General features: G+C 73.0%; 23 protein-coding genes. 13 read left to right on the top strand and 10 right to left on the bottom strand.

Annotated features, from left to right (window positions below):
- Positions 1–16 precede the first annotated feature (16 nt).
- The 3 genes from ACFQBR_RS01285 to ACFQBR_RS01275 are packed head-to-tail and all read left to right on the top strand — an operon-like array spanning position 17 to position 2119.
- Positions 17–856, top strand: a complete 840-nt coding sequence (locus ACFQBR_RS01285) for a metal ABC transporter ATP-binding protein (protein ID WP_344176187.1) — start codon at positions 17–19, stop codon at positions 854–856.
- The gene (locus ACFQBR_RS01280; RefSeq protein WP_267945955.1) at positions 849–1751 is read left to right on the top strand and encodes a metal ABC transporter permease; all 903 of its coding nucleotides are present in this window, start codon (positions 849–851) and stop codon (positions 1749–1751) included. Before ACFQBR_RS01285 ends, ACFQBR_RS01280 begins: the two co-directional genes overlap by 8 nt.
- The gene (locus ACFQBR_RS01275) at positions 1748–2119 is read left to right on the top strand and encodes a Fur family transcriptional regulator (protein WP_267945956.1); all 372 of its coding nucleotides are present in this window, start codon (positions 1748–1750) and stop codon (positions 2117–2119) included. Before ACFQBR_RS01280 ends, ACFQBR_RS01275 begins: the two co-directional genes overlap by 4 nt.
- A gap of 144 nt (positions 2120–2263) precedes the next feature.
- Here the strand turns inward: ACFQBR_RS01275 and ACFQBR_RS01270 are convergent, their stop codons facing one another.
- The 4 genes from ACFQBR_RS01270 to recO form a co-directional block, all read right to left on the bottom strand.
- Positions 2264–3085, bottom strand: coding sequence for an SGNH/GDSL hydrolase family protein (locus tag ACFQBR_RS01270; RefSeq protein ID WP_344176185.1), 822 nt, complete (start codon positions 3083–3085; stop codon positions 2264–2266).
- A gap of 112 nt (positions 3086–3197) precedes the next feature.
- Positions 3198–3992, bottom strand: a complete 795-nt coding sequence (locus ACFQBR_RS01265; RefSeq protein WP_344176183.1) for an SGNH/GDSL hydrolase family protein — start codon at positions 3990–3992, stop codon at positions 3198–3200.
- On the bottom strand, positions 3992–4813 hold the full coding sequence (locus tag ACFQBR_RS01260; RefSeq protein ID WP_330160252.1) for an isoprenyl transferase: 822 nt from the start codon (positions 4811–4813) through the stop codon (positions 3992–3994). The genes ACFQBR_RS01265 and ACFQBR_RS01260 overlap by 1 nt, the downstream gene beginning before the upstream one ends.
- A complete protein-coding gene (gene recO, locus ACFQBR_RS01255) occupies positions 4810–5541 on the bottom strand; it encodes a DNA repair protein RecO (RefSeq protein ID WP_330160253.1) in 732 nt (243 codons plus the stop codon). Before recO ends, ACFQBR_RS01260 begins: the two co-directional genes overlap by 4 nt.
- 369 nt (positions 5542–5910) lie before the next feature.
- On the opposite strand from recO, the gene ACFQBR_RS01250 reads away from it, so the two are divergent.
- The 3 genes from ACFQBR_RS01250 (at position 5911) to ACFQBR_RS01240 (ending at position 8096) form a co-directional block, all read left to right on the top strand.
- A complete protein-coding gene (locus tag ACFQBR_RS01250) occupies positions 5911–6723 on the top strand; it encodes a CAP domain-containing protein (RefSeq protein ID WP_267945961.1) in 813 nt (270 codons plus the stop codon).
- Between the two features lie 145 nt (positions 6724–6868).
- Entirely contained in the window at positions 6869–7333 is a 465-nt protein-coding gene (locus tag ACFQBR_RS01245; RefSeq protein ID WP_344176178.1) for a GNAT family N-acetyltransferase, read from the top strand.
- 49 nt (positions 7334–7382) lie between these two features.
- Positions 7383–8096 carry a DUF2625 family protein gene (locus tag ACFQBR_RS01240; RefSeq protein WP_344176175.1) on the top strand — a complete coding sequence of 238 codons (714 nt, stop codon included), beginning with the start codon at positions 7383–7385 and terminating at the stop codon, positions 8094–8096.
- 88 nt (positions 8097–8184) lie between these two features.
- Here the strand turns inward: ACFQBR_RS01240 and leuA are convergent, their stop codons facing one another.
- Positions 8185–9885 (bottom strand): 2-isopropylmalate synthase, encoded by a 1701-nt coding sequence (gene leuA / locus ACFQBR_RS01235; protein ID WP_267945964.1) that lies wholly within the window; start codon positions 9883–9885, stop codon positions 8185–8187.
- Positions 9886–10621: 736 nt separating this feature from the next.
- Between leuA and ACFQBR_RS01230 the strand changes: the two genes are divergently transcribed.
- Positions 10622–11884 (top strand): M14 family metallopeptidase, encoded by a 1263-nt coding sequence (locus ACFQBR_RS01230; protein ID WP_378551759.1) that lies wholly within the window; start codon positions 10622–10624, stop codon positions 11882–11884.
- A gap of 66 nt (positions 11885–11950) precedes the next feature.
- Here the strand turns inward: ACFQBR_RS01230 and gcl are convergent, their stop codons facing one another.
- The 3 genes from gcl to ACFQBR_RS01215 form a co-directional block, all read right to left on the bottom strand.
- Positions 11951–13666: a glyoxylate carboligase gene (gene gcl, locus ACFQBR_RS01225; protein WP_344185160.1), complete on the bottom strand. Its 1716-nt coding sequence runs from the start codon at positions 13664–13666 to the stop codon at positions 11951–11953.
- Positions 13667–13777: 111 nt separating this feature from the next.
- Positions 13778–14662 (bottom strand): 2-hydroxy-3-oxopropionate reductase, encoded by an 885-nt coding sequence (locus ACFQBR_RS01220; protein ID WP_344185161.1) that lies wholly within the window; start codon positions 14660–14662, stop codon positions 13778–13780.
- Between the two features lie 61 nt (positions 14663–14723).
- Positions 14724–15521, bottom strand: coding sequence for a hydroxypyruvate isomerase family protein (locus tag ACFQBR_RS01215; RefSeq protein ID WP_344185162.1), 798 nt, complete (start codon positions 15519–15521; stop codon positions 14724–14726).
- Between the two features lie 375 nt (positions 15522–15896).
- Between ACFQBR_RS01215 and uraD the strand changes: the two genes are divergently transcribed.
- The 6 genes from uraD to alc all read left to right on the top strand — a co-directional run bounded on the left by uraD (position 15897) and on the right by alc (position 22017).
- Positions 15897–16451 carry a 2-oxo-4-hydroxy-4-carboxy-5-ureidoimidazoline decarboxylase gene (uraD, locus tag ACFQBR_RS01210; protein ID WP_267945969.1) on the top strand — a complete coding sequence of 185 codons (555 nt, stop codon included), beginning with the start codon at positions 15897–15899 and terminating at the stop codon, positions 16449–16451.
- Entirely contained in the window at positions 16448–16792 is a 345-nt protein-coding gene (gene uraH / locus ACFQBR_RS01205) for a hydroxyisourate hydrolase (protein WP_344185163.1), read from the top strand. The genes uraD and uraH overlap by 4 nt, the downstream gene beginning before the upstream one ends.
- A gap of 230 nt (positions 16793–17022) precedes the next feature.
- Positions 17023–17919, top strand: a complete 897-nt coding sequence (gene pucL, locus ACFQBR_RS01200; RefSeq protein ID WP_344185164.1) for a factor-independent urate hydroxylase — start codon at positions 17023–17025, stop codon at positions 17917–17919.
- A gap of 219 nt (positions 17920–18138) precedes the next feature.
- Positions 18139–19644: a nucleobase:cation symporter-2 family protein gene (locus ACFQBR_RS01195; RefSeq protein ID WP_344185165.1), complete on the top strand. Its 1506-nt coding sequence runs from the start codon at positions 18139–18141 to the stop codon at positions 19642–19644.
- A gap of 230 nt (positions 19645–19874) precedes the next feature.
- On the top strand, positions 19875–20801 hold the full coding sequence (locus ACFQBR_RS01190; RefSeq protein ID WP_344185166.1) for a LysR family transcriptional regulator: 927 nt from the start codon (positions 19875–19877) through the stop codon (positions 20799–20801).
- 88 nt (positions 20802–20889) lie between these two features.
- The gene (gene alc, locus ACFQBR_RS01185; protein ID WP_344185167.1) at positions 20890–22017 is read left to right on the top strand and encodes an allantoicase; all 1128 of its coding nucleotides are present in this window, start codon (positions 20890–20892) and stop codon (positions 22015–22017) included.
- Between the two features lie 258 nt (positions 22018–22275).
- Here the strand turns inward: alc and allB are convergent, their stop codons facing one another.
- Both allB and ACFQBR_RS01175 read right to left on the bottom strand, forming a co-directional pair.
- Positions 22276–23625 (bottom strand): allantoinase AllB, encoded by a 1350-nt coding sequence (allB, locus tag ACFQBR_RS01180; RefSeq protein ID WP_344180840.1) that lies wholly within the window; start codon positions 23623–23625, stop codon positions 22276–22278.
- A 6-nt stretch (positions 23626–23631) separates the two neighbouring features.
- Positions 23632–24933 (bottom strand): DUF6986 family protein, encoded by a 1302-nt coding sequence (locus ACFQBR_RS01175; RefSeq protein ID WP_344180842.1) that lies wholly within the window; start codon positions 24931–24933, stop codon positions 23632–23634.
- Between the last annotated feature and the right edge of the window lie 3 nt (positions 24934–24936).

The raw sequence follows: 24936 nt of genomic DNA, 5'->3' as shown, positions 1-24936 counted from the left end.
TCGCCATAATGACTAGGTGTCTGCCCAGTTCACGGACGTCGGAAGCGACGTACCGCCCGCCTTCCGGACCGTCGGGGCGCATGTCGCCTACGACGGCGTTCCCGTGCTCGACGGCGTGAGCATCGACATACCCGTCGGCCAGACGATGGCGGTCCTGGGCCCCAACGGCTCCGGCAAGTCGACGCTGATGCGGGCGATGCTGGGCATCGTGCCGCTCACGTCGGGGCAGGTCCTCGTGCACGGCGTCCCGCTGCGGCGCTTCCGCTCCTGGCGCAGGATCGGCTACGTCCCCCAGCGGCTCACCGCCGGGGGCGCCGTCCCCGCCACCGTGCGCGAGATCGTCGCCTCCGGGCAGGTCGCCGCGCGCCGCCGCCTCTCGTTCGCCACACGGGCCGACCGCGCCGCCGTCGAGGAGGCCCTGGAGACCGTCGGCCTGGCGGACCGGGCCCGCGACTCGGTGCGCGAGCTCTCCGGCGGCCAGCAGCAGCGCGTCCTCATCGCCCGCGCCCTCGCCGGGCGGCCCGACACCTTCGTCATGGACGAGCCCATGGCCGGCGTGGACGCCGAGAACCAGCGCGCGCTCGCCGGCACCATCGCCCGCCTGCGGGACTTCGGCGCCACCGTGGTCCTGGTCCTGCACGAGCTGGGCCCCCTGGAGGACGTGATCGAGCGCGCCGTGGTCCTGGAGTCGGGACGCGTCGCGCACGACGGCAGCGCCCCCGAGCCCACCGGCGAGTGCGCCCGTCCCGGCCACGAGCACCAGCACCCCCACCCCGACCCCAACGACCCGGCGAGGGCCGCCACCGAGACCGCCCCCGCCAACCTGATCCGACTCGAGGTCCCCGGCCGTGACTGAACTGCTCCAGTACGAGTTCATGCGGCGTGCCCTGGTCGCCGCCGTGCTGGTCGGCCTCGTCGCCCCGATCATCGGCACCTACCTCGTCCAGCGCCGCCTCGCCCTGCTGGGCGACGGCATCGGCCACGTCGCGCTGACCGGCGTCGCGCTGGGCCTGCTCACCAGCACCTCCCCGGTGCTCACCGCGGCCGTGGTGGCGACCGCGGGCGCCGTGCTCATCGAGATCGTGCGCGTGCGCACCCGCACCAGCGGCGACGTGGCCCTGGCCCTGCTGTTCTACGGCGGCATCGCGGGCGGGGTGCTGCTCATCGGCCTCACACCGGGGGCGAGCAACGCCACCCTGGTCTCCTACCTGTTCGGCTCGGTCAGCACCGTGGAGGAGGCCGACCTGTGGGTCGTGGGAGTCCTGGCCGCGGGGGTGGTCGGCGTGGTCGCGGTGTTCGGACGCGAGCTGTTCGTGCTGTGCCAGGACGAGGAGGTGGCGCGGGCCCACGGGCTCCCCGTGCGCTTCCTGAGCGTGCTGCTGGCGGTGACCGCCGCGCTGACGGTGGTGATCGCCATGCGGGTGGTGGGGGTCCTCATGGTGAGCGCCCTGATGATCGTCCCGGTCGCCGCCGCGCAGCAGCTGACCAAAAGCTTCCGGGTGACCATGCTGCTGGCCGTGGCGATCGGGCTCCTGTCCTCGCTGGGCGGGCTGACCACGTCGTTCTACGCAGATCTGTCGCCCGGTGCGACGATCGTCCTGCTGGCCCTCGCCGTCTACGGCGCGGCGGTGGCGGCGGGCGGCGTGCTGCGCCGCGCTTCCGGAGCGCGTTCCCCGCGGGCCCACGGGCCCGGAGCGGGGGTTCCGGCCGGTACGATGCCCCAGACTGATCGGGGGAGGGTGAAACCATGAGTACACGACGCGACGCGGTCCGCCAGGCGCTGACCGAGTCCACAGGCTTTCGCAGCGCCCAGGACCTGTACGCCGACCTGCGCGCCGACGGTTCCAAGATCGGGTTGACCACCGTCTACCGCGCTCTGCAGGCGCTGAGCGACTCGGGTCAGGTCGACGTCCTGCGGACCGACGACGGCGAGGCCGTCTACCGGGCGTGCGACACCGAGAGCCACCACCACCACCTGGTCTGCCGGGTGTGCTCGACCGCCGTGGAGATCGAGGGCCCGGCCGTGGAGAGGTGGGCGGTCGAGATGGGCGCCAAGCACGGCTTCACCGGTGTGACGCACACCCTCGAGGTCTTCGGCACCTGCGCCCGCTGCTCCTGAGCCGGCTCCGCACCGCCGGCCCCGCCCGGGCCCCGGGCGTCCGCGGACCGGGCGGACCGGGCCTCCTCGCAGGGGCCTCCCGGCGGCGGGCCCCGGAGCGGTCCGGGACCCGCCGCTGGACCGTGCGGGCGTCCGCGCCGCCGCTCAGTCGCGGTGGACGCGCAGCGGCTCCAGGACGGGGCGCTTGGCACTCACGTTGTCACCTGACGAACGGCCGGTGAGCCGCCGGTGGATCCACGGCACCAGGAACTCGCGCGCCCAGTGCAGGTCCTCCTGCCGGGCCGTCCGCCAGTCGCGCGGCGCGGCGGGCGGCCACGGCTCGTTCCAGTCCGTGCCGGTCGGCACGCCGAGGACCTCGCACACGCGCAGGGCGAGGCGGCGGTGGCCCTCCGAGGACAGGTGCAGGCGGTCCCAGTTCCAGGCCCTGGCGTCGTCGATGACCCGCATGCTCCACACGTCCACCACGTCGCACCCGTAGCGGTCCGCGATGGCCCGCAGGTGCATGTTGTAGGTGGCGATCTTGCCGCGCATGTGCCGCATCACCGGCTGCCAGTTGGTGTCGAACCCGGTGAAGAGGACGATGCGCGCGCCGGTCCGGCTCAGCTCCTCGACCGCCCCCGCGAAGGCCACGGCGACGGCGTCGGGGTCCGCCCCGGGGCGGATGATGTCGTTGCCGCCCGCGCACAGGGTGATGAGGTCGGGCGACAGCTCGACGGCGCGGGGGATCTGCTCGTCGATGATCTGGTGCATGATCTTGCCGCGCACGGCGAGGTTGGCGTAGCGCACCTCGGCGACGTGGTCGGCGAGGTGCTCGGCCACCCGGTCGGCCCAGCCCCGGTAGCGGCCGTTGGGCACGGCGTCGCTGTCCGGGTAGGGGTCGCTCATGCCCTCGGTGAAGCTGTCACCGAGGGCGACGTAGGACAGGATGTCCCCGCTCGTCAGATCCTTCGTCCCAAAACCGCTCATAGTGCACGATGATCCATCCCCACCCCCGGGTTACGCGACAGTAGGTTGCCGTTCGCGCACGTATTGGGTGGCACGTCACACCGCGAGCGGTGCGGCGGAGGGGCCGAGCCGGTCAGCGGTCCTTCGTGACCGGGGTCAGCTCCGGGCGCTTGGCCGTGACCGTGTCGCCGGACGAGCGTCCGGTCAGGCGGCGCCCGATCCACGGGCCGAGCGAGTCCTTCACCCAGGTCAGGTCGTCCCGGCGGGCCTGCCTCCAGGGCACCGGCCCCTGCTCGGGCCACGGCTCGTCCCAGCGGTCGGCGACCGGCACGCCAAGGACCTCGGCCGCGCGCAGCGCGAGGCGGCGGTGCCCCTCCGGGGACATGTGCAACCGGTCCTCGTCCCAGGCGCGGGAGTCCGTGAGCGCGTCCATGGACCACTGGTCCACCAGGAAGCAGCCGTACTTGTCGGCGACCGCGCGCACGTGGAGGTAGTAGCGGGCGAACAGGCCGATGGTGCCGCGCATGTAACCGGTGGTGACGTTCACCCCCGTGAACAGCACGACCTGGCTCCCCGCGGCACGGAGGCGGCCCACCGTGTGGTCCAGGATGCGGGCCATCCGCTCGGGGTCCCCGCCGGGGCGCAGCAGGTCGTTGCCGCCGGCGCTCAGCGTCACCAGGTCGGGGGCCATCGCCAGGACCGGCGGGACCTGGTCGGTGACGATCTGGCGCATCAGCTTGCCGCGCACCGCGAGGTTGGCGTACCCGATCTCCCCCACGTGGTCGGCGAGGTGTTCGGCCAGCCGGTCGGCCCAGCCGCGGAACCCCTCCCCGCCCGGGTACGGGTCGCCCACGCCCTCGGTGAAGCTGTCCCCCACCGAGACCAGCGACATGCCCTGCCTGACCAGGGGTTCTTCGGAACCCGACATCACTTCTCCTCCCCAGCTACGGCGTTGGGCAGGGCGCCTCCGTAGCGGCGGTCCCTGCTCGCGTAGATCTCACATGCCCGCCACAGGTCGCGGCGGTCGAAGTCGGGCCAGAGCGTGTCCAGGAACACGAACTCGGCGTAGGCGGACTGCCAGAGGAGGAAGTTGGACAGCCGCTGCTCCCCGGAGGAGCGCACGAACAGGTCGACGGGGGGCACGTCGGGGGCGTAGAGGTGCCTGGCGAGGGTGTCCTCGGTGATCTTGTCCGGGGAGAGCCGTCCCTCCGCCGCCTCGCGGGCCATCGCGCGGGCGGCGTCGACGATCTCCGCCTGGCCGCCGTAGTTCACGCAGAACTGCAGGGTCAGGCCGGTGTTGTCCTTGGTCATCTCCTCCGCGTCGCGGAGTTCCTTGATGACGCTCTTCCACAGGCGCCCGGCGCGCCCGGCCCACTTGACGCGGACCCCGCGCGCGTGCAGCTCGTCGCGGCGGTTGCGGATGGTGTCGCGGTTGAAGCCGAGGAGGAAGCGGACCTCGTCGGGCGACCGCTTCCAGTTCTCGGTGGAGAAGGCGTAGGCGGAGAGGTGGGAGACGCCCATCTCCAGGGCGCCCTCGATCACGTCGAAGAGGGAGGACTCCCCCGCCTTGTGCCCCTCGGTGCGCGCCAGTCCGCGTTCCTTGGCCCAGCGGCCGTTGCCGTCCATGACGACGGCCACGTGCCTGGGCACGAGGGCGGCGGGCAGCTCGGGGGGCCGCGCGCCGCTGGGGTGCGGGACGGGCGCGGCGTACTCCCGGCGTTTACCGGTGTCGAAGTTGAACAGACTCAAGAACGCTCCACATGGCGCAGTGATCGGATTCCGTTTTCCAGGTGCCACTGTAGGTAGGCCGCGACCAACCCGCTGCACTCGGAGCGGTGCCTGCCCTCGCTGGCGTCCGCGCTCTCCCAGTCCCCGCCGAGCAGGGCCGACATCAGCCGGAACGTGTCGGGGGACGGGTGCACGGAACCGTGGGGGCGGCACACCGAGCAGACCATACCGCCGGCGTGGACCGCGAAGGCGCGGTGCTCCCCCCGGCTGCCGCAGCGGGCGCACCCGTCCAGGGCCGGGGCGTACCCGGCGACGGCGAGCGACCGGAGCAGGTAGGCGTCCAGGACCAGCCGGGAGTCGTGGACGCCCTCCCCCAGGGTACGCAGTGCGCCGATCAGCAGCAGGAACTGGCGCAGCGCGGGGTCCTTCTCCACGGAGACGACCTTCTCCGCGGTCTCCAGCATCGCGGTGGCGGCGGTGTAGCGGGCGTAGTCGGAGACGACGGCCTCGCCGTAGGAGCGGAGGGTCTCGGCCTGGGTGATGACGTCCAGCGTGCGGCCGGTGTGGAGCTGCAGGTCGACGTGGGTGCACGGCTCCAGGCGCGCGCCGAAGCGGGACTTGGTGCGACGGACCCCCTTGCCGACGGCGCGGACCAGGCCGGTGCGCCGGGTCAGGAGGGTGACGATGCGGTCGGCCTCGCCCAGCTTCTGGTTGCGCAGGACGACACCCTCGTCGCGGTAGAGACTCACCCCCCCATTGTCGCGGATGCCACCGACCGCCCGGACGGCCCAACCTCGCCGCACAGACCCCGACGTGACCTGCTTTATTACGTTTTGGATTCCCTTTTTGCTCGCTTTGCTCTACTCTCACGCGCTAGGACGCGCCTCACCGGGCCTGCCGCCCTTCCCCCGCGGCGTCCGGAGTCCCCCGCGCGCACGCGCTGCCCCCCGGGCACGGGTCACACAGAACTCACGTGCCCATGGGCACGGGCAGAGCCGGCCTGGGGAAGGACCAACACCCCGGCCGCGGTCACGTACCGGCAGGTCCGCGGGCGTGTCCACCCGATTCCCGTCACGGAGGAGAGCGATATGGCGCGTGGTCGCCGAGGCAAGCGCCGGATGAGCGCTCGCGAGAACCGCTCACGGAAGGACGGGCGGCGCCGCCGCCCGGTACCCCTCGCGGTGGCGCTGGCCGCGATACCGGTCGGCCTGACCCTGGCAGGAGCACTGCTGGTCACCGGGGCGGGCGAGAGCCTGAACCCGTTCCGGGACACCGCGGACGAGACCCTGGCGACGGGTCGGATCGGTGACGCCGTCGCCGACGGCTCCGCCGTGCCGGAGGCCTCCGCGGACGACGACTTCTTCGCGTCGCCCAGCGCGCCGCCGCAGGACCGGCCGTCGCCGTCCGGCGCGGGCGGGCCGCAGAGCGCCGACGTGACGGCCTCCTCCGTCCCCGAGGAGGCGCGGGAGGACGGGAGCCCGTCCGGCGGGGGCGGCGGTGGCGGAGGGAGCGACGACGGCGACGGCGAGCGCCGGGGCCGCGGCGGCTCCGGCCCCTCCTCCGCAGGGGGGTCGGTCGACCGGGTCGTGACCCTGGTCAACGGGGAGCGCGCCTCCGCCGGGTGCGACCCGCTCACGGTGGACCCGCGGCTCACCGCCGCCGCCCAGGAGCACAGCGAGGACATGGACCGGCGCGACTACATGGGTCACGAGAACCCCGAGGGCGAGGGCCCGGCCGACCGCGCCCTCCGCCACGGCTACGACGCGTGGGGCGCGGAGAACGTCGCCAAGGGGCAGACGAGCGCCGCCCAGGTCATGGACGCCTGGATGGGCAGCCGGGGCCACCGCGACAACATCCTCAACTGCGACCTGGTGGCGATCGGCGTGGGAGAGTCCGGCAACGCCTGGACCCAGAAGTTCGGCTGGGAGTAGGCCGGGCACGGCTGCGGTCCGCGCTCCCCCGGGGCGCGGACCGCCGTCGTCGGAGGCCCCGGCGCCGGCTCCCCGCACCGCGCACGGGGGACCGCGCCGCGCGAACCCCTACCGCCACGGCTCTCCCGCGCCCTACCCTGGCCCGGTGCCCCCTGTCACGCGGCCCGCGACCGCCGAGGACCTCGACGCCGTGCTGTCCCTGCTCGGCGAACTGCCCCCCGACGCCCCGCCCCTCACCGCGGCCTCGGCCGCGCGGATCTGGTCGGAGGTCTCGGGCCAGGAGGGGCGGACCCTGCTGGTCCACGAGCGCGACGGGATCGTCGCCGGGACGGTGGACTGCCTGGTGGTGCCCTGGACGTTTCGGGACGGGCGGCCGGTGATGCTCGTGGAGAACCTCGTGGTCGCCGAACGGCACCGGCGCTCGGGTGCGGGACGCTCCCTGATCCGGTCGGCGGAGCGCCTCGCGCGCCGCGCCCGCTGCCACAGGATCCAGCTGCTCGCCGCCGGCGACGCCTACGTGCACGCGTTCTACCGCGCGTGCGGCTTCGTGTCCTGCGCGGACGGGTTCCGCAAGCACGTCCCCTCCTGGACCGTCGGAGCCGCCCTGTAACCTGGTCCGTCGCCGCGCCTACCCCGCGGTGTGACGGAGGGGTCCCCCGATGCGTGAACTGAGTGAGCTGGTCGAGGTCGAGGAGCCCGCCTGGCCCGTCCTGACCGAGCGCCTGGCCGGCAGCGCCGCGCCGGTGCGCGTGCTGCCGGTCGACCCCGTCGCGGGCCGGACCTGCCTGCACCGGCTCCAGGTGACCGCCCGGTCCTTCCTGGGCGCGATGGCGCTGGAGTGCGGCGGCCTGGTGCTCGACGGGGGCTGGCTGCGGGTGCACGGCGGGGGCGGCCCCGACCTGCGGGGGCTGGGCGAGGTCAACGACCTGAGCGCGGCCGTGGTCTTCGGCCCGCCGCTGCGGCTGGTGGTGGGGCACGACGTGCTGGGCGGGGTGTTCGCCCTGAACGGGCCGGGCTCCGAGGGTGCGGAGCACCCGGGCAGGCCCGGTGAGATGGTGTACTTCGCCCCCGACTCCCTGCGGTGGGAGCCGATGGAGACCACGTACTCCTCGTGGCTGCTGTGGATGCTGGCGGGCAACCTGGAGGGGTTCTACGAGGGGTTGCGCTGGACCGGCTGGCGCGAGGAGGTGGAGGGTCTCGGCCTCGGACAGGGGTTGGCGGTGCGGCCCCGGCCCCGGTCCGGGGAGCAGACCCCGGCGGACCCGGCCGCCGCCTCCCGCAGAGCGGTCCCGCTGGGCGAGCTGACCGCGGCGCACCGGGATCTGTGCGCCGCCCGGGGCCTGCCCGACCCCGGACCGTTCGGCCTTCTCTGAGGGGCGTCCCGCCTCCGCGTGCGGCAGCGGCCGGGGGGCCGGGGCGGGCGCTGCCGCGCCGCCCCGGCCCCCCGGGAGCACCGGTCCGTCAGACGCGGGCGATGGCGCTGCACAGGGCCTTCAGCGAGGCCGTCGTGATGCTGCTGTGGATGCCGACGCCCCACACGACCCGGCCGTCGATCTCGGCCTCCACGTAGGCGGCGGCGCGGGCGTCGCCGTCCTCGCCCATGGAGTGCTCCACGTAGTCCATGACGCGGACCTTGACGTCGACGTCGGCCAGGGCGTCGCAGAACGCGGAGATGGGGCCGTTGCCGGTGCCCGACAGTTCGCGGATCTCACCGTTGACGCGGGCGTCGGCCTCGATCCGGTAGGTGCCGTCACCGTCGGTGGAGGAGCGGTGGGCCAGGACCGCGACCGGGCCCTGGTCGGCCAGGTAGGTCGTGGAGAAGATCTCCCAGATGCGGTCGGCCGCGAACTCCCCGCCCTCGGCGTCGGTGAACTTCTGGATGACCTGCGAGAACTCGATCTGGAGCCGGCGCGGCAGGTCCAGGGAGTGGTCGCGCTGCATGATGTAGGAGACGCCGCCCTTGCCGGACTGGCTGTTGACGCGGATGACCGCCTCGTAGTTGCGGCCCACGTCCTTGGGGTCGATGGGCAGGTAGGGGACGTCCCAGGTGTGCTCGTCCACCGGGGCGCCGGCGGCCCCGGCGGCCTCCTCCTGCGCGGCGAAGCCCTTCTTGATCGCGTCCTGGTGGGAGCCGGAGAAGGCGGTGTAGACCAGGTCGCCGCCGTACGGGTGGCGGGGGGCCACCGGCAGCTGGGTGCAGTGCTCGACGGTGCGACGGATCTCGTCGATGTCGGAGAAGTCGATCCGGGGGTCGACGCCCTGGCTGAACAGGTTCATGCCCAGGGTGACCAGGCAGACGTTCCCGGTGCGCTCGCCGTGCCCGAACAGGCAGCCCTCGACCCGGTCGGCCCCGGCCATGACCGCCAGCTCGGCGGAGGCGACGCCGGTACCCCGGTCGTTGTGCGGGTGCACGGACAGCACGACGTGCTCGCGGCGCGACAGGTTGCGGCTCATCCACTCGATCTGGTCGGCGTAGACGTTGGGGGTGGAGCGCTCGACGGTGGCGGGCAGGTTCAGGATGATCTCGCGGCCCGGCCCGGGGTTCCACACGTCCATGACGGCCTCGCAGACCTCCAGGGCGAAGTCCAGCTCGGTGTCGATGAAGATCTCGGGCGAGTACTCGTAGCCGAAGTACTCGGTCCCGTCCAGGTACTGCTCGGCGAAGCGCATGACGTGGCGGGTGCCCTGGACGGCGATGTCCTTGCAGGCCTCCCGGTCGACCCGGAAGACCACGCGGCGGAAGGTCGGTGCGGTGGCGTTGTACAGGTGCACGGTGGCGCGCTTCGCGCCGACCAGGCTCTGCACGGTGCGCTCGATCAGGTCCTCGCGGGCCTGGGTCAGCACCGAGATCTGCACGTCGTCGGGGATCAGCCCGTCCTCGATCAGGGACCGGACGAAGTCGAAGTCGGTCTGGCTCGCGGAGGGGAAGCCGACCTCGATCTCCTTGTAGCCCATCTCGACCAGCAGCCGGAACATCTCGTGCTTGCGCGCGGGGTCCATGGGCTCGATCAGCGCCTGGTTGCCGTCGCGCAGGTCGGTGGAGAGCCAGCGGGGGGCGGCGTCGATGGTCTTCGACGGCCAGGTGCGGTCCGGCAGGTCCACCGGGGCGAAGGGCTTGTACCGGTGGAAGGGCATGGGGCTGGTCTTCTGCTGCGGCACCATCGCGGTGTCTCCTCGGGGTGGTTCGTGCATGTGGTCTGGTCGACCAGGAGCAAGCCGAAGTCCCGCGGCGAGGGAGCCGACCGTCTAACGACCCCCGCCGCGGCCGCTAAGGAGGAGCAGCACGCGCAGCATAACGGTGATCACGCTAGCAGACGGCCGGAGAACCCCGGTACCCTGCGTCCACATGTCGAGATGCAAGTCACGTACCTGCGACGACACGACGTGCGCGAATGGGACGCCGCCGAGGGCCGGGCCGCGCGACCGCTACGTGTACCTCGACTTCGAGATATCGCACAGAGGTCTGTACCATTTCAGGTGAACCCTTCAGTGCTAGGGGGGTTGTTCGAGTCCCGCCGACGGGACCCAGGGTGCGGCCAACACCCGAGGCCGCCGCCGACCGCGCCGAGTACGCGTAAGCCGCGGTGGCGGCGAGGCCGGTACCGTCGGCGGGATCTCTCGTTCCCGCCCCCGCGGGGCGCAGCGGCGGGTCCACCGGGGGGCTCCGGAGGAGCGGGGGCCCGCGACACACGGCCCCGGAGCGCGGTCCGCCGGCGTGGCCACATCCGGCCACGGGATACCCGGTCCCCCCGCGACCGAAGCGGGCTTCACCTGCCGGAGCGGGCAAACAAGGCGATCCGCCACATCGGTGACGGAAAGTTAGCCATATTGACAGATTGTGCCGATTTCTTCTGCAATGACGCCACGTATCCGCAGCCTCACCCCCGCTGGAGGCATCGTGGGAAGCACCCCCGTCAGAAGAATCCTCGTTCCCGCGGCCGTGGGAGTACTCGTCCTCGGGCTCCTGGGCACGAGCGGCGCGTCCGCCGAGCCCGTCCACGGCCTCTACGAGGTCCGCGGCGCGACCTCGGCGCAGGACCGCACGGAGATCGCCGCGACCGGCGCGGCCATCGACCACGTCGGCGACGAATCGGTCCTGGTCACCGCCACCCCCGACGACGCCGAGGAGATCGGCGGGCTGGGCTACGGCGTCGAGGAGTTCGACGTCCCCGTCCCCCTCGCGGACCCCGACCCCGGCTACACCGGCTACGCGGAACTGGTCGGCGTCATCGACGAGGTCGTCGCCGCCCACCCCGACATCGCCGCGCGGTCCGTCATCGGCCGGTCGCACGAGGGGCGCGACCTCCTCGCGGTCAAGATCAGCGACAACGTCGATGTGGACGAGGACCAGCCCGAGGTGCTGTTCGTCCACGCCCAGCACGCCCGCGAGCACCTGACCGTCGAGATGGCGGTCCACCTGATGCGCCTGCTCACCGACGGCTACGGCGGCGACCCCCGGATCACCGACCTGGTCGACGACCGCGAGATCTGGATCCTGCCCAACGTCAACCCGGACGGCAGCGAGTACGACATGGCGGGCAGCACCTGGCGGAACTGGCGCAAGAACCGCCAGCCCAACGAGGGCTCCTCGTCGCCGGGCACCGACCTCAACCGCAACTGGGCCTACGAATGGGGGTGCTGCGGGGGCTCGTCCGGCAACCCGAGCAGCATCACCTACCGGGGCCCGGCGCCGGAGTCGGCGCCGGAGGTCCGGGTGGTCGCCGACTTCGTGCGCGGCCGGGTGGTCGGCGGCGAGCAGCAGATCACCACCGCCATCGACTTCCACACCTACAGCGAGCTCATCCTCTGGCCGTTCGGCCACACCTACGACGACGTCACGAACGGCATGACCCGGGAGGAGTACGACACCCACGCGGCGCTCGGCGAGCACATGGCCGAGGCGAACGGCTACACCCCCCAGCAGTCCAGCGACCTGTACGTCACCGACGGGTCGATCAACGACTGGCTGTGGGGCGACCAGAGGATCGTGAACTTCACGTACGAGATGTACCCCCGCAGCGCGGCCGGCGGCGGGTTCTACCCGCCCTCGTCGGTGATCGAGAGGGAGACCGCCCGCAACGAGGAGGCCGTGCTGCGCCTGCTCGACTACGCGGACTGCCCGTACCGGATCATCGGCGAGGAGGCCGCGTACTGCGGCTGACCCGGCGGACGCGGAAGGGCCCCGGGGATCTCCCGGGGCCCCGGGGATCTCCCGGGGCCCCGGGCGTCAGGCGCCGGGAACCGGCTCGAACTCCTTGACGGCGTCGATCGCGGGACCGTGCGGGGTGTTGGCCTCGCGCTCGATCATGATCTCGACGAGCACCGGCCGCGAGGTGGACCGGGCCTCCTTGCGGGCCCACTCCAGGGACTCGCGGATCTCCCCGGGCTCCCACACCCGGCGCCCCGAGCAGCCGTAGGCCTCCATGAGCTTGACGTTGTCGGTGCCGTACTCGTCGTAGTGGACGTCCACCTGGTAGTTCATGCCGAAGGGGATCGACGCCTGGCGGATCAGGCCCAGGTACTCGTTGTTCAGCATGATGATCACGTAGGGGACGTCGTACTGGGCCGCGACCGCGAGCTCCTCGACCATGTACTGGAAGCCGTAGTCGCCGACGATGCCGACGACCTCGGCGTCGGGTTCGGTGGCCGCCAGCGCCTTCCGGACACCGATGGCCGCCGGGATCTCCCAGCCGAGCGGTCCCGCCTGGCCGCAGATCTGGTAGTGCCGCGGCTTGTACGCCTTCTGGTGCTGGCCTCCCCAGATCTGGTAGAGGCCGATGGCGGTGACGAAGTAGGTGTCCTCGTCGAAGACCTCGTTGATCTCCTTGTAGACGCGCGGCGCCTTGACCGGGACCGTGTCGAAGTCCTCGCGGCGCGTCAGGGTGGCCTTGAGCTCGCCGATCCGGTCGATCCACGGTTCGACCCGGGCCGTGGCCCCCCTGCGCCGGGCCGCGGCCAGCAGTTCCCGGAGGAACAGCCGCGCGTCGGAGACCACGCCCAGGTCCGGCTCGAAGACCCGGCCGATCTGGGTCGCCTCGATGTCCACGTGGATGAACGTGCGGTCGCCCCGGTAGACGTCGATCTGGCCCGTGTGGCGGTCGGCGAACCGCGCCCCGACCGCCAGGACCAGGTCCGACTCCAGGAAGGACGCGTTGCCGTAGCGCTGGGAGGTCTGCACACCGGTCATACCCGAGTACAGGGGCGAGTCCTCGTCGAAGGAGCCCTTGCCCATCAGGGTGACCTGCACCGGCACCCGCAGGTACTCGGCGAGTTCGCGCAGGTCCGCCGAGGCCTCGGCCAGGATCACCCCGCCCCCGGCGAGGATCAGCGGGCGCTCGGCGGCCAGCAGCAGGTCCAGCGCCCGCTCCACGCGGGGCAGGTGCGGCTCGACCGTGTTGACCTTCAGCGGTGCGTCGATCGCGGGGTCGTACTCGATCAGCTTCTGGGCGACGTCCACCGGGATGTCGATCAGGACGGGCCCGGGACGGCCCTCCCGCGCGATCCGGAACGCCTCGCGGAAGATCCACGGGGCGGTCGCGGCCTCCTTGATCTGCACGGCCCACTTGGTGACCGGCTTGGCGATCTCGACGATGTCGACCGCCTGGAAGCCCTCCTTGTCCAGGAGGTCGGTGCGCTGCTGGCCGGTGATGCACACGATCGGGACGGAGTCCGCGATGGCCGTGTACAGGCCGGTGATCATGTTGGTGCCGGCGGGCCCGGAGGTGCCGATGGCCACGCCGACCCTGCCGGTGGTGCGCGACCAGCCGTCGGCCATGTGGGTGGCGCCCTCCTCGTGGCGGACGGTGAGGTGCTCGATCCCGCCCACCTCCTCCATCGCCTTGTAGAGCGGGAGGATCGCGGCGCCGGGGCAGCCGAAGGCGATGTCGACGCCCTCGTCCTTGAGGACCTCGACGACGGCGTTCATCACGGGCATCTGTGCCATGACGGGTGAACCCTTCAGTGCTAGGGGTGCTGGTGCGGTCGGCTCCGCCTGCGGTGTCCCGGGTGCGGCCAACACCGGGGACTGCGGTACGGGGCCTTCCTGGGAGGTCGGCTAGGACCGGCCGGAGAGCTGCTGGACGATCATCAGGAGCGCGGAGTGGTCGAGCCCGCCGTGCCCCTGGTTCTTGAGCGCGGCGACGGACTGCGCCACCTGGGCGCCGAGCGGGATCGCGACGCCCGCGGCGCGCGCGGAGTCGGTGACGATGCGCATGTCCTTGTCGTGCAGGGCGATGCGGAACCCCGGCGTGAAGTCGCGCTCGCGCATGGCCCTGCCCTTGCGCTGGAGCACCGTGCTCCCCGCGAGCCCGCCGCCGAGGACCTCCAGGCCCGACTCCGTGTCGACGCCGTGGGCCTCCAGGAAGACGAGCGCCTCCGCGAGGAGCTGGATGTTGCCCGCGACGATGAGCTGGTTGGCGGCCTTCACGGTCTGCCCGGCCCCGTTCGGGCCGACCAGGACCGGGGTGGTGCCCAGGACGTCGAAGATCGGGCGCGCGGCCTCGAAGTCGGCCTGCGCCCCGCCGACCATGATGGACAGCTTGGCCTCCACGGCCCCGGCCTCGCCTCCGCTCACGGGCGCGTCCAGGACGCGGAGGCCGCGTTCGGCCCCGGCCTCGGCGACCGCCCGGGAGACGTCGGGGCGGATGGTGCTCATGTCGATGACGAGGGTGCCGGGCTTGGCGTTCTCGTACACGCCCCCGGGGCCGAGGAGGAGTTCCTCCACGTCCGGGGAGTCGGGAACCATCGTGATGACGACGTCGGCCCCGGTGACGGCCCCGGCGACGCCGCCGCCGCGGCGTCCGCCCTCCGCGACGAGCGCGTCGACGCGCTCGGGGGTGAGGTTGTGGCCGGTGACGGTGTAGCCGGCGCGGACCAGGTTGACGGCCATGGGCAGGCCCATGATCCCCAGGCCGATGAAGGCGATCTCGGTGTCGGGCATCGCTGTCCCTCTCGTGTCTCGGTCGTGCCGCGGCTGTCGCCGCGGAAAGGGTGGCGGGGGCTCAGACCAGCCAGTCGAAGCTCTTGGCGCTGGGGACGGTCGGCTTGTACTCCAGGCCGACGAGCCCGGTGTAGCCGCCGTCCCGGAGCGCCCGGAGGAGGTCGTCGAACGGGAGGCGTCCGGTGCCGGGCTCGCCCCGGCCCGGGGAGTCGGCGATCTGGACGTGGCCGAACTCCGCGGCGTGGTCGCGGACCACGGCGAAGACGTCGTCCCGGTTGACCACGAGGTGGTACAGGTCCGCGAGGAGGGCGACGTTCGGGGCCCCGGCCTCCCGGGCCCGGGCGACGAACCCGAGGCCGTCGGCCGCGGTCGTGAGGGGGTAGCCGGCCGAGCCGCTGATGGGCTCGACGAGCACGGTGCCGCCGACGCGGGCGACGGCCCCGGCCGCCGCGAGGGTGTTCTCCAGGGCAACCCGGTCCTGTTCGGCGGGGTCGGTCCCCGGCAGTCGCAACCCGTAGAGGGCGTTGAAGCCGGTGGTGCCCGTGCGCTCGGCGATCCGGGTGACCACGTCGACGTTCGCGCGGAACTCCTCGGCCCTGGCGGGGTGCGAGAGCACGCCCCGGTCGGGCCCGGGGAGGGCGCCGGCGAAGAAGTTGAGGCCGGTGAGGCGCACGCCGGCGTCGTCGAGGGAGCGGACGAAGGCGTCGACCTCGTCCTGGGGCGGGGTCGGGCTCTCGAACGGCCACCAGAACTCGACGGCGTCGAAACCGGCGTCCCGGGCGGCCCGGGGGCGTTCGAGGAGCGGGAGCTCGGTGAACAGCAGGGAGCAGTTCACCGTGTAGCGGAGTGAGTGGCTCATGCATTGCCTCCAACTTCTACTTTCACATTGTGGAAAGTAGTTTTCGTTTTGAGGAATGTCATGAGTGTGCGGCCGGTCACCCCGGCTTGTCAACCGCCCCGACCCGCCGGATGCACGGCAGGGCAACCACTTCAACCCCGCGAGACCCATGCACCCCAGGCACGGCGGGTGGACACGGGGGGCCCTTCGTGCGGGTGTACAGATTCGGTCGTCTTTCGCGATATGGACCTTTTGAGTGTTGACAAGGTCACACCGCCATCAACTAGAGTCCCCCCAATCCGCAATACGGAATTGGCCGTCTGCACTACGAAAATCCTTGGTCGGTTCAGCTCCCCCGCCCACGGGGGGCCGACCGGCCGAGCCACGGGAGAGCACATGCCCGAGACCATGCCGGAGGAGCCGGGACGCGGCTCCGACCCCGGCCTGGAGCAACTGAACGCCCTGACCGGGGAGGAGCTGCGCGCACGGCTGGCCCAGTGCCTGGACGTGGACCGCTGGGTCGCGTCCCTCGCGGCCCTGGCGCCCTTCCGGGACCGGGACGAGCTGATGCGCGGCGCGGACGACCACGCGCGCGCCATCACACCCGAGGAGGTCGCGACCGCCCTCGCCCGCCACCCCCGCATCGGGGAGAAGGCCGAGGGGACCGGCACCGAGGCGCGGTGGTCGCGGGGGGAGCAGTCCGCGTTCGCCGCCGACACCGACGACGCCTCGGCCCGCGTACAGCGGATCTTCGCCCACGCCCAGCGTGAGTACGAGGACAGGTTCGGGCACATCTACCTCGTCTGCGCCAGCGGGCGCTCCAGCCGCGAACTCCTCGCCGACCTGGTCGCCCGCCTCGGCAACGACACCGCCACCGAGCTCCGCGTCGTCGCGGACGAGCTCCGCCGGATCGCCGGGCTCCGCCTGGCCAAACTCCTGGGGAACCCATGAGCCACGTGACCACCCACATCCTGGACACCGCTCTGGGCGCTCCGGCACGCGGCGTCCCCGTCCGCCTGGAGAACGCCGCCGACGAGCGCCGGACGTCCTGGCGCACCGTCGCCGAGGGGCGCACGAACGACGACGGACGCGTCCCCGACCTGGGCCCCGAGCGGCTGGCCGACGGAACCTACCGCCTCGTCTTCGACACCGCCGCCTACTTCGCGGCGGACGGCCGGACGGGTTTCTTCCCCGAGGTCACCGTCACCTTCGACCTCGCCGAGGAGCAGGCCCACTACCACGTGCCCCTGCTCCTGAGCCCCTACTCCTACTCCACCTACCGGGGCTCCTAGCCCCGGGGGCGTCCGCCCTCGGACGCCCCGGCCTCCCGGCACCGCCCGTCCGGGCGCGGCCCCGCAACGGAAAGGAGCGACCGACACGGAACCTCAGCCGGCCAAGGTGTGACACCTGCTTCTTCGAGTGCGTGACAGGTCCTTCCGCATGACCACAGCGGTCCTCCCTCGTACGTACTGCGCACAGGCGCGACGATGACGAATATCCACAACCCTGGAGTTCAACCCTGATGGGCATCCGACTCGGAGAGAACCAGTACGGAAAGGCCGAGGTACGCCTCGTCCACGTCAACCGCGACACCGACGTCCACCGGATCAAGGACGTCAACGTCACCTCGCAGCTGCGGGGCGACCTGGAAACGGTCCACACGCTCGGCGACAACACCACCTGCCTGCCGACCGACACCCAGAAGAACACCGTCTACGCCAAGGCCCGCGAGTGGGGCGGCGTCGGCGCCATCGAGGACTTCGCACTGCGCCTGGCCCGCCACTTCGTCGGCGAGCACGACTACGTGGACGGCGCCCGGCAGGAGATCCACGAGTACGCCTGGGACCGCATCACCACCCCCGACGGCCCCCACGACCACGCCTTCTCCCGGCGCGGCGGCGAGACCCGCACCACCGTCGTCACCAAGGACGCCGAGGGCGAGTGGGTGGTCTCGGGCCTGGAGGGGCTCACCGTCCTCAAGTCCACGGGGTCGGAGTTCCACGGCTACCCCAAGACCAGGTACACGACCCTCCAGGAGACCACCGACCGGATCCTCGCGACCGACGTCAGCGCCCGCTGGCGGTACGTCGGCGTGGACCACGACTACGACGCCGTGTACGCGTCGGTGCGCGCCCTGATGCTGGAGGCGTTCGCGAACACCCACAGCCTGGCGCTCCAGCAGTCGCTGTACGAGATGGGCCGCTCGGTGCTGAAGAGCCACCCGGAGATCGCGGAGGTCCGCTTCTCCATGCCCAACAAGCACCACTTCCTCGTGGACCTCTCGCCCTTCGGCCTGGACAACCCCAACGAGGTGTTCTTCGCCGCGGACCGCCCCTACGGCAAGATCGAGGCGACCGTCGAACGCGACGACGCCCCCGCCCCCGGCAACGCCTGGAAGACCGTGCCCGGCTTCCTGTAGCCACCCCCGCGCCGGGGCCCGTCTGTGCGGCCGGGCCCCGGCCCCCGCCCCGCTCGGGGCTCCGCCGTCCCCCCTGGCCCGCTCTCCGCGACGGGCCGCACGCCGCACCCCGGCGTGCACGGCGGCGGGTCGCCCGACCGGGGCGACACCACCGGGCCACGCGCCCGAGAACCAGGCCCCCTCTGAGGCGGCCGCCAAGCGCAAAGGCTGGAACCGGCCATGTCGAACAGTCCGTCCGCGAAGGACTCGGCCAGAACGAACGCCACACCCCCCACCCGCCCCGAGGACGAGAAGCTGCCCGCGCGGCTGCTGTTCGTCTACGGGCTCCAGCACATCCTGACCATGTACGCCGGCGCGGTGGCCCCGGCCCTGGTCATCGGCAGCGCCGCTGGGCTCGCGAACGACCCCGCCTCCATGGGGATCCTCGTCAGCGGCGCACTCCTGGTGGCGGGCATCGCCACCCTCATCCAGTCCGTGGGCCACCGCCGCTTCGGCGCCCAGATGCCGATCGTGGTGGCCAGCTCCTTCGTCCCCGTCAGCGCCGTCACCGCCCTGGCCGCCGGACAGGACGGGGAGAACCTGCCCGTCGCCTTCGGCGCCTCCCTCGCCGCCGGGGTCTTCGCCCTGGTCCTGACGCCGTTCTTCGGGCAGCTGATCCGCTTCTTCCCCCCGATCGTGACCGGCACCATCATCACCGTCATCGGCGTCAGCCTGATGCCGGTGGCCGCCGGATGGATCGTCGACGGCGCCGCACGGACCGCGGAGGACGGCACCGCGGCCCCCGCGGCGCCGCTGTCCCACCTGGCCCTGGCCGGGTTCACGCTGGCGGTCATCCTGGTCGGCTCCCGGGTGCTGCCCGGCATCTGGGGGCGGCTGTCCATCCTCATCGGCCTGGTCGTCGGCACCCTCGTCTCCCTGCCCCTCGGGATGGCCGACTTCAGCCGCGTCGGCGAGGCCGACATCGTCTTCGACCCCACCTCGGTGTTCTACTTCGGCGCCCCCCGGTTCGAGGTCGCCGCGATCGTCACCATGTGCGTCATCATGCTCGTGGTGCTCACCGAGGGCGCCTCCCACATCATCGCGGTCGGCGAGATCACCGGCTCCGAGGTGGACGCCAAGCGCATCTCCGCGGGCCTGCGGGCCGACGTCAGCGGCTCCCTCATCGGCCCGATCTTCAGCGCGACCCCCACCAGCTCGTTCGCGCAGAACATCGGCCTCCTGGCCCTGACCAAGGTGCGCAGCCGGTACGTGGTCGCCACCGGCGCGCTCATCCTCGTCGCGCTCGGGCTGTTCCCCGTGCTCGGCGGTGTCATGGCCGCGATCCCCGCCCCCGTCCTGGGCGGGGCCGGGCTCGTGCTCTTCGGCAGCGTGGCCGCCAGCGGGGTCAAGACCCTGGCCAAGGTGGACTTCACCAACAACCTCAACCTGGTCCTGGTGGCCACCTCCGTCGGCGTGGCGATCATCCCCCTGGCCTATCCGACCTTCTACGCGTTCCTCCCCGAGTCCGTGGAGCTGGTCGCCCACTCGGGGATCATCGGCGCGGCCGTCGCCGCCATCCTGCTGAACATCTGCTTCAACGTGCTCGGCCGCGACTCGGGGGCGAAGGCCCCGACCCGGATCGACCAGGAGGAGATCGGCAGCGCCGGCCCCGGCGAGGCCAAGTACACCGACCAGGCCGGAGCGGTCTACCGCGACGGCGAACCCGAGGCCCCGGCGGGGGCGTAGTACCCGCCTCCCGGACCGCCCCCGCCCTCCGGCGGGGGCGGCGGGCGCCCCTCCCCGGGCCCGGCCCCCGCCCCGGCCTGGCCCGGGGAGGGCCGCGCCCGCGACGGGGCGCCCGGGGCACGGGCGTCCCGGCCCGCGGGACGCCGGCTCCGCCACGGGGCCGTGTCCGGCCCACGTCGCGCACAGAACCGCGCGTTCCGTTCAGGAGCGCTGAATGGTATTCCTGTGGGGTGACCGACTGGGACCTCCGCAAACTCCGCGTCCTCCGCGCCCTGGAGGAGTTCGGGACAGTCCGGGCGACCGCGGAGGCGCTGCGCATGACGCCGTCCGCCGTCTCCCAGCAGCTCTCCTCCCTCTCGCACCAGGTGGGGGTGGCGCTGCTGGAGGCGCACGGGAGGCGGGTCCGCCTCACCGACGCGGCCCACGTGCTGCTCCGGCACACCGACATCGTGATGGCCCAGCTGGAACGGGCCGAGGCCGAGCTGGACGGCTTCGTCCGCGGCGAGATCGGGCACGTCCGCGTCGGCGCGTTCGCGACCGCCATCCCCAGCCTCGTGGTCCCGGCGCTCCACGCCCTGCGCCGCGAGTACCCCGGTCTCACCACGAAGGTGCACCAGGCCGACGCCGCCGAGGTCTACGACCTCCTCTCGGCGGGGGAGATCGACGTCGGCCTGTCCCTGGCCGCGCAGGCGCCGACCGCCCACGACGGCCGCTACGACCGGAGGGAACTCCTCACCGACCCCCTGGACGTGGCCCTGCCGGCGCACCACCGCCTCGCCTCCGCCCGCGCCCTCCGCCTGGGCGACCTCTCCGGGGAGCCCTGGATCTACGGGGCGTCCGGGCCCTGGCGGGACATCACCGTCTCCGCCTGCGCCCAGGCGGGGTTCGTCCCGGAGCAGGCCCACGTCGCCTCCGACTGGCGGGCCATCCTCGACATGGTCGCCGCGGGGCTGGGCGTCGCGCTGATCCCCCGCCTCGCCGCGACGGGCGACACCCCCGGGGTCAGCCTGCGGGTCCCGCACTCCGACCAGCCGCGCCGCCACGTGGTGACCGCGGTGCGCTCAGGGGCCGGGGAGCACCCGCGGATCGCCGTGGTGCTGCGCGCCCTGGCGGACACCGCCGGAGGGCTCGGCAGCTCCACCGTTCAGCACAACTGAACAGTGTGGTCATAAACTTTCGCTGGAAGTTACCGGTTCCTCCTGGGACGCTGGGAAGCGTCCGACGACCTCGCAACCCGGGAGAGACATGAGCCAAGGCCGCCCCTTCGACCCGCGCGACTACAACGCCCAGCCCTACGCGGGCGGCGACCCCTACGCCGACTACCGGGACGGCGAACACGACTTCTCCGGCCTCGTCGACCTCGCCGACCGCCGGCTGGGGGGCGGCGTGGTCGCCGCCAACGACGAGTTCTTCGCCCAGCGCGAGAACCTCCTCAAGCCCGACCGGGCGCAGTTCGACCCGCACGCGTTCGGGCACAAGGGCAAGGTCATGGACGGCTGGGAGACCAGGCGCCGCCGCGGGACCGGCGCCGAGCAGCCCCACCCCGCCGCCGACGACCACGACTGGGCCCTGGTCCGCCTCGGCCTCCCCGGGGTCGTCCGGGGGCTGGTCGTCGACACCGCGCACTTCCGCGGCAACCACCCGACCGAGGTCTCCGTCGAGGCCGCCCACCTGACCGGCACCCCCACCACGGACGAGCTCCTGGCCGCCGAGTGGACCGAGATCGTGCCCCGCGTGCCCGTCCACGGGCACGCCGCCAACGACTTCGCGGTGGCCCTGGAGCGCAGATGGACCCACCTGCGCCTCAAGCAGTTCCCCGACGGCGGGGTCGCCCGCCTGCGCGTGTACGGCGAACCCGTCGCCGACCCCGCCTGGCTCGCCTCCCTGGGCGGCTTCGACCTGGCGGCCCTGGTCAACGGCGGCACGGTCGAGGACGCCTCGGACCGCTTCTACTCCTCGCCCAACAACATCATCCTCCCCGGGCGCTCCCAGAAGATGGACGACGGCTGGGAGAACCGCCGCCGCCGCGACACCGGGCACGACTGGGTGCGCTTCCGCCTCACCGCCCAGGCCACGGTCCGCGCCCTGGAGATCGACACCGCCTACCTCAAGGGCAACTCCGCGGGCTGGGTGACGGTCATGGGGCGGGACGCCGGATCGGACGACCCCGACGCCTGGTTCGAGATCGTGGGCCGGACCCGGCTCCAGCCCGACAGCGCCCACCGCTTCGTCCTGGACTCCCCCGTCACGGTCACCCACGTGCGCACCGACGTGTTCCCCGACGGCGGCATCGCCCGCCTGAACGTCTACGGCTCGCTGACCGAGGCCGGCGCCGCCGACCTCGGCAGCCGCTGGGACTCCCTCCTGGGCTGACCGCCGGGACGGCCGCCGCGCCGGGGCGGGCACACCACCGTGTGCCCGCCCCTCGGCGTGCCCGCCCGGCCCGTGCCCTCCTCATCCGCCGCGCACGGCCCCGGCCGGGCCGTCGGACGAACCCGGGCCCTTCCCGGGGCGGCGCACGCCCCGGTGTCCGGCCGGGCGGGCACGGGTCCGAGGGGGCCGCCCCGCCCCGGCCCCGGAACGGGGAGGGACGGGGGCGGCCCCCTCGGACCGCCGGCCCCGGGGGCCGGCTCAGTCCCGGAGCAGCATCCGCCCGGCCGCGCCGGACGGGCCGACGTCCTCGCCGCGCAGGACGGTGCGCCGCACGCGCCCCACGAGGTCGGCGCCGTCGTAGGGGCTCACCGGGTTGCGGTGCCGGAGCGCGCGCACGTCCACCCGGAAGGACTCCTCGGGGGCGACGACCGCGAAGTCGGCGTCGTGGCCCACCCTGATCGCGCCCTTGTTGCGCACCCCGGCGACCCGCGCGGGCGCCGAGGACATCCAGCGCACCACGTCCGCCAGGTCCACGCCGCGGCGGCGCGCCTCCGTCCACACGGCGGCGAAGCCCACCTGGAGCCCCGAGACCCCTCCCCAGGCGGTCCCGAAGTCGCCGGTGTCCAGGTCCTTCAGGTCGGGGGTGCTCGGTGAGTGGTCGCTGACCACGCAGTCGATCAGCCCGTCCCGGAGCGCCCTCCACAGGAGGTCCCTGTTGGCGGAGTCCCGGATGGGCGGGCAGCACTTGAACTGGGTGGCCCCGGCGGGCACCGCCTCGGCCTCCAGGGTGAGGTAGTGCGGGCAGGTCTCCACCGTGAGCGGAACACCGTCCGCCCGGGCCTGCGCGATCAGCGGGAGCGCCGAGGCGCTGGACAGGTGCAGGATGTGCGCCCCGGTGCCCGTGCGCCGCGCCACCTCGATCACCCTGGCGATCGCCGCGTGCTCGGCGGTGTCGGGGCGCGACGCCAGGAAGTCCGCGTAGTCGCGCCCGGAGGCCGGCGGGGCGGTCTCCAGCACGGCCGGGTCCTCGGCGTGCACGATGATCCTGCCGCCGAACTCCCCGACGGCCTCCGCCGCCGTCAGCAGCTCCTCCGGGGAGAGGTGGCCGAACTCGTCCACCCCGGACGGGGACAGGAAGGCCTTGAAGCCGAAGACGCCCCTCTCCCAGAGCGCGGTCAGCTCCTTCGTGTCCCCGGGGCGGCTGTTCTCGGGAACGGCCCCGCCCCAGAAGCCCACGTCCACGGCGAGCTTGCCCTCGGCCGCGGCCCGCTTGGCGTCCAGGCCCGCGACGGTGGTGGTGGGGGGCACGCTGTTCAGCGGCATGTCGAGCAGGGTCGTGACGCCGCCCAGGGCGGCGGCCCCGGTGGCCGAGGCGAACCCCTCCCACTCGGTGCGCCCCGGTTCGTTGACGTGCACATGGGTGTCGACCAGCCCGGGCAGGAGCACCTCGTCCTCGGCGAGGGTGATCTCCCTGCGGGCGATCAGCGGCGCCCGGTCCCCGACGAGGACGTCCACCACGCGGCCGTCGCGCACCCCGACGGTGACGGGCCGCTCCCCCTCGGGGGTGACGGCTCTGCGGGCGCGTACGGCGAGATCGTGTCGCGTCATGTGTCCCTACTCCTGTCCGACGCGTCGTGTGGCCAGTCCGACCAGGGTCGCGGTGTCGGCCCCGGACGCCTCGGCCACCTCGGCCTCGTCCAGTGCCCCGCAGCGCACCCCGCTGACCAGGGCCGCGGCGAGGGCCTGGGCGGTGGCCGGCTCGTCCAGCACCCCTCCCGCGACGGCGCCGAGGTAGGCGCGCAGGCGGGTGGCGGCGGGGGCGAAGGCCTCCCGGTAGAAGGCGTAGGTGGCCAGGTAGCGGGTGACGAGCTGGTGCGGGTGCAGGTCCCACCCCTGGTAGAACCCGCGTTCCAGGGATCGGCGGACCAGGGAGGCGTGCAGTCCCCACGCGGAGCGCACCTCCTCCGGGGAGCCGACGGGCAGCACGTTGGTGGACCCGTCCGACAGCCACACGCCCGTGCCGGCCGCCGCCACCTGCATGACGGCCTTGGCGTGGTCGGCGACCGGATGGGCCATGCTCTGGTACGCGGCGGTGACCCCGCACGCGGCGCTGTAGTCGTAGGTCCCGTAGTGGAGGGCGCTGACCCGGCCCTGCCCGGCGTGGATCATGCGGGCGACCGCGGCGGTCCCGTCGGGGAGCAGGATCGACTGGGGGGTCTCGATCTGGAGCTCGAAGCGCAGCCTCCCGGCCTCCAGGCCGAGGCGCTCCTCCAGCTCGTCGGTGAGCCACACCATGGCCTCGACCTGCTCCACCGAGGTGATCTTGGGCAGGGTGAGGACCAGGTTGGCGGGAAGCCCCCCGTTCTCCTCCATGAGCGTGACCAGGAAGAGGGCGAGACTGCGGGCGCCTCGGGCCCGCCCGGCGGCCTCCATCCCCTTCATGCGGATGCCGAAGTGGGGCGGGGCCTGCCCCGCGGCGAGGTCGGCCGAGAGGGCACGGGCCGCGGACACGACGTCGGCGTCCTCGGCCTCGTCGCCCCGGTCCCCGTAGCCGTCCTCCAGGTCGGCGCGCAGGTCCTCGACGGGCTCGGCGGCCAGCTTGTCCCCCAGCCGGGGGAGGATCTCGGCCACGGCGGCCACGTCGGTCCCCGTCGCCTCCGCCAGGTCCGCGGCCGTCGGCGCGTACTCGGCCAGCGAGGCCGCGGCGTCCTTCCCCCACTCGGCCGCGAGGCCGGGCCGCACCCGGTCCGCCGGGACGTACACGGTGTGCACCGGCTGCCGGGCCCCGGAGGAGCCGGGGTAGGCGAGGGCGAGCCTGGCGTCCGCGTCGGCGAGGCGCGCGTTCAGCCCCGCGGTGAGCACGTCCAGGGCGAGATCGGGCGCCGGGCGACGGCTTTCGGACCGGTCCTCTTCCACGTG

The sequence above is a fragment of the Nocardiopsis tropica genome, from assembly GCF_042660575.1.
Classification (GTDB): domain Bacteria; phylum Actinomycetota; class Actinomycetes; order Streptosporangiales; family Streptosporangiaceae; genus Nocardiopsis; species Nocardiopsis tropica.
This window is presented reverse-complemented; position numbering and strand designations above follow the sequence as displayed.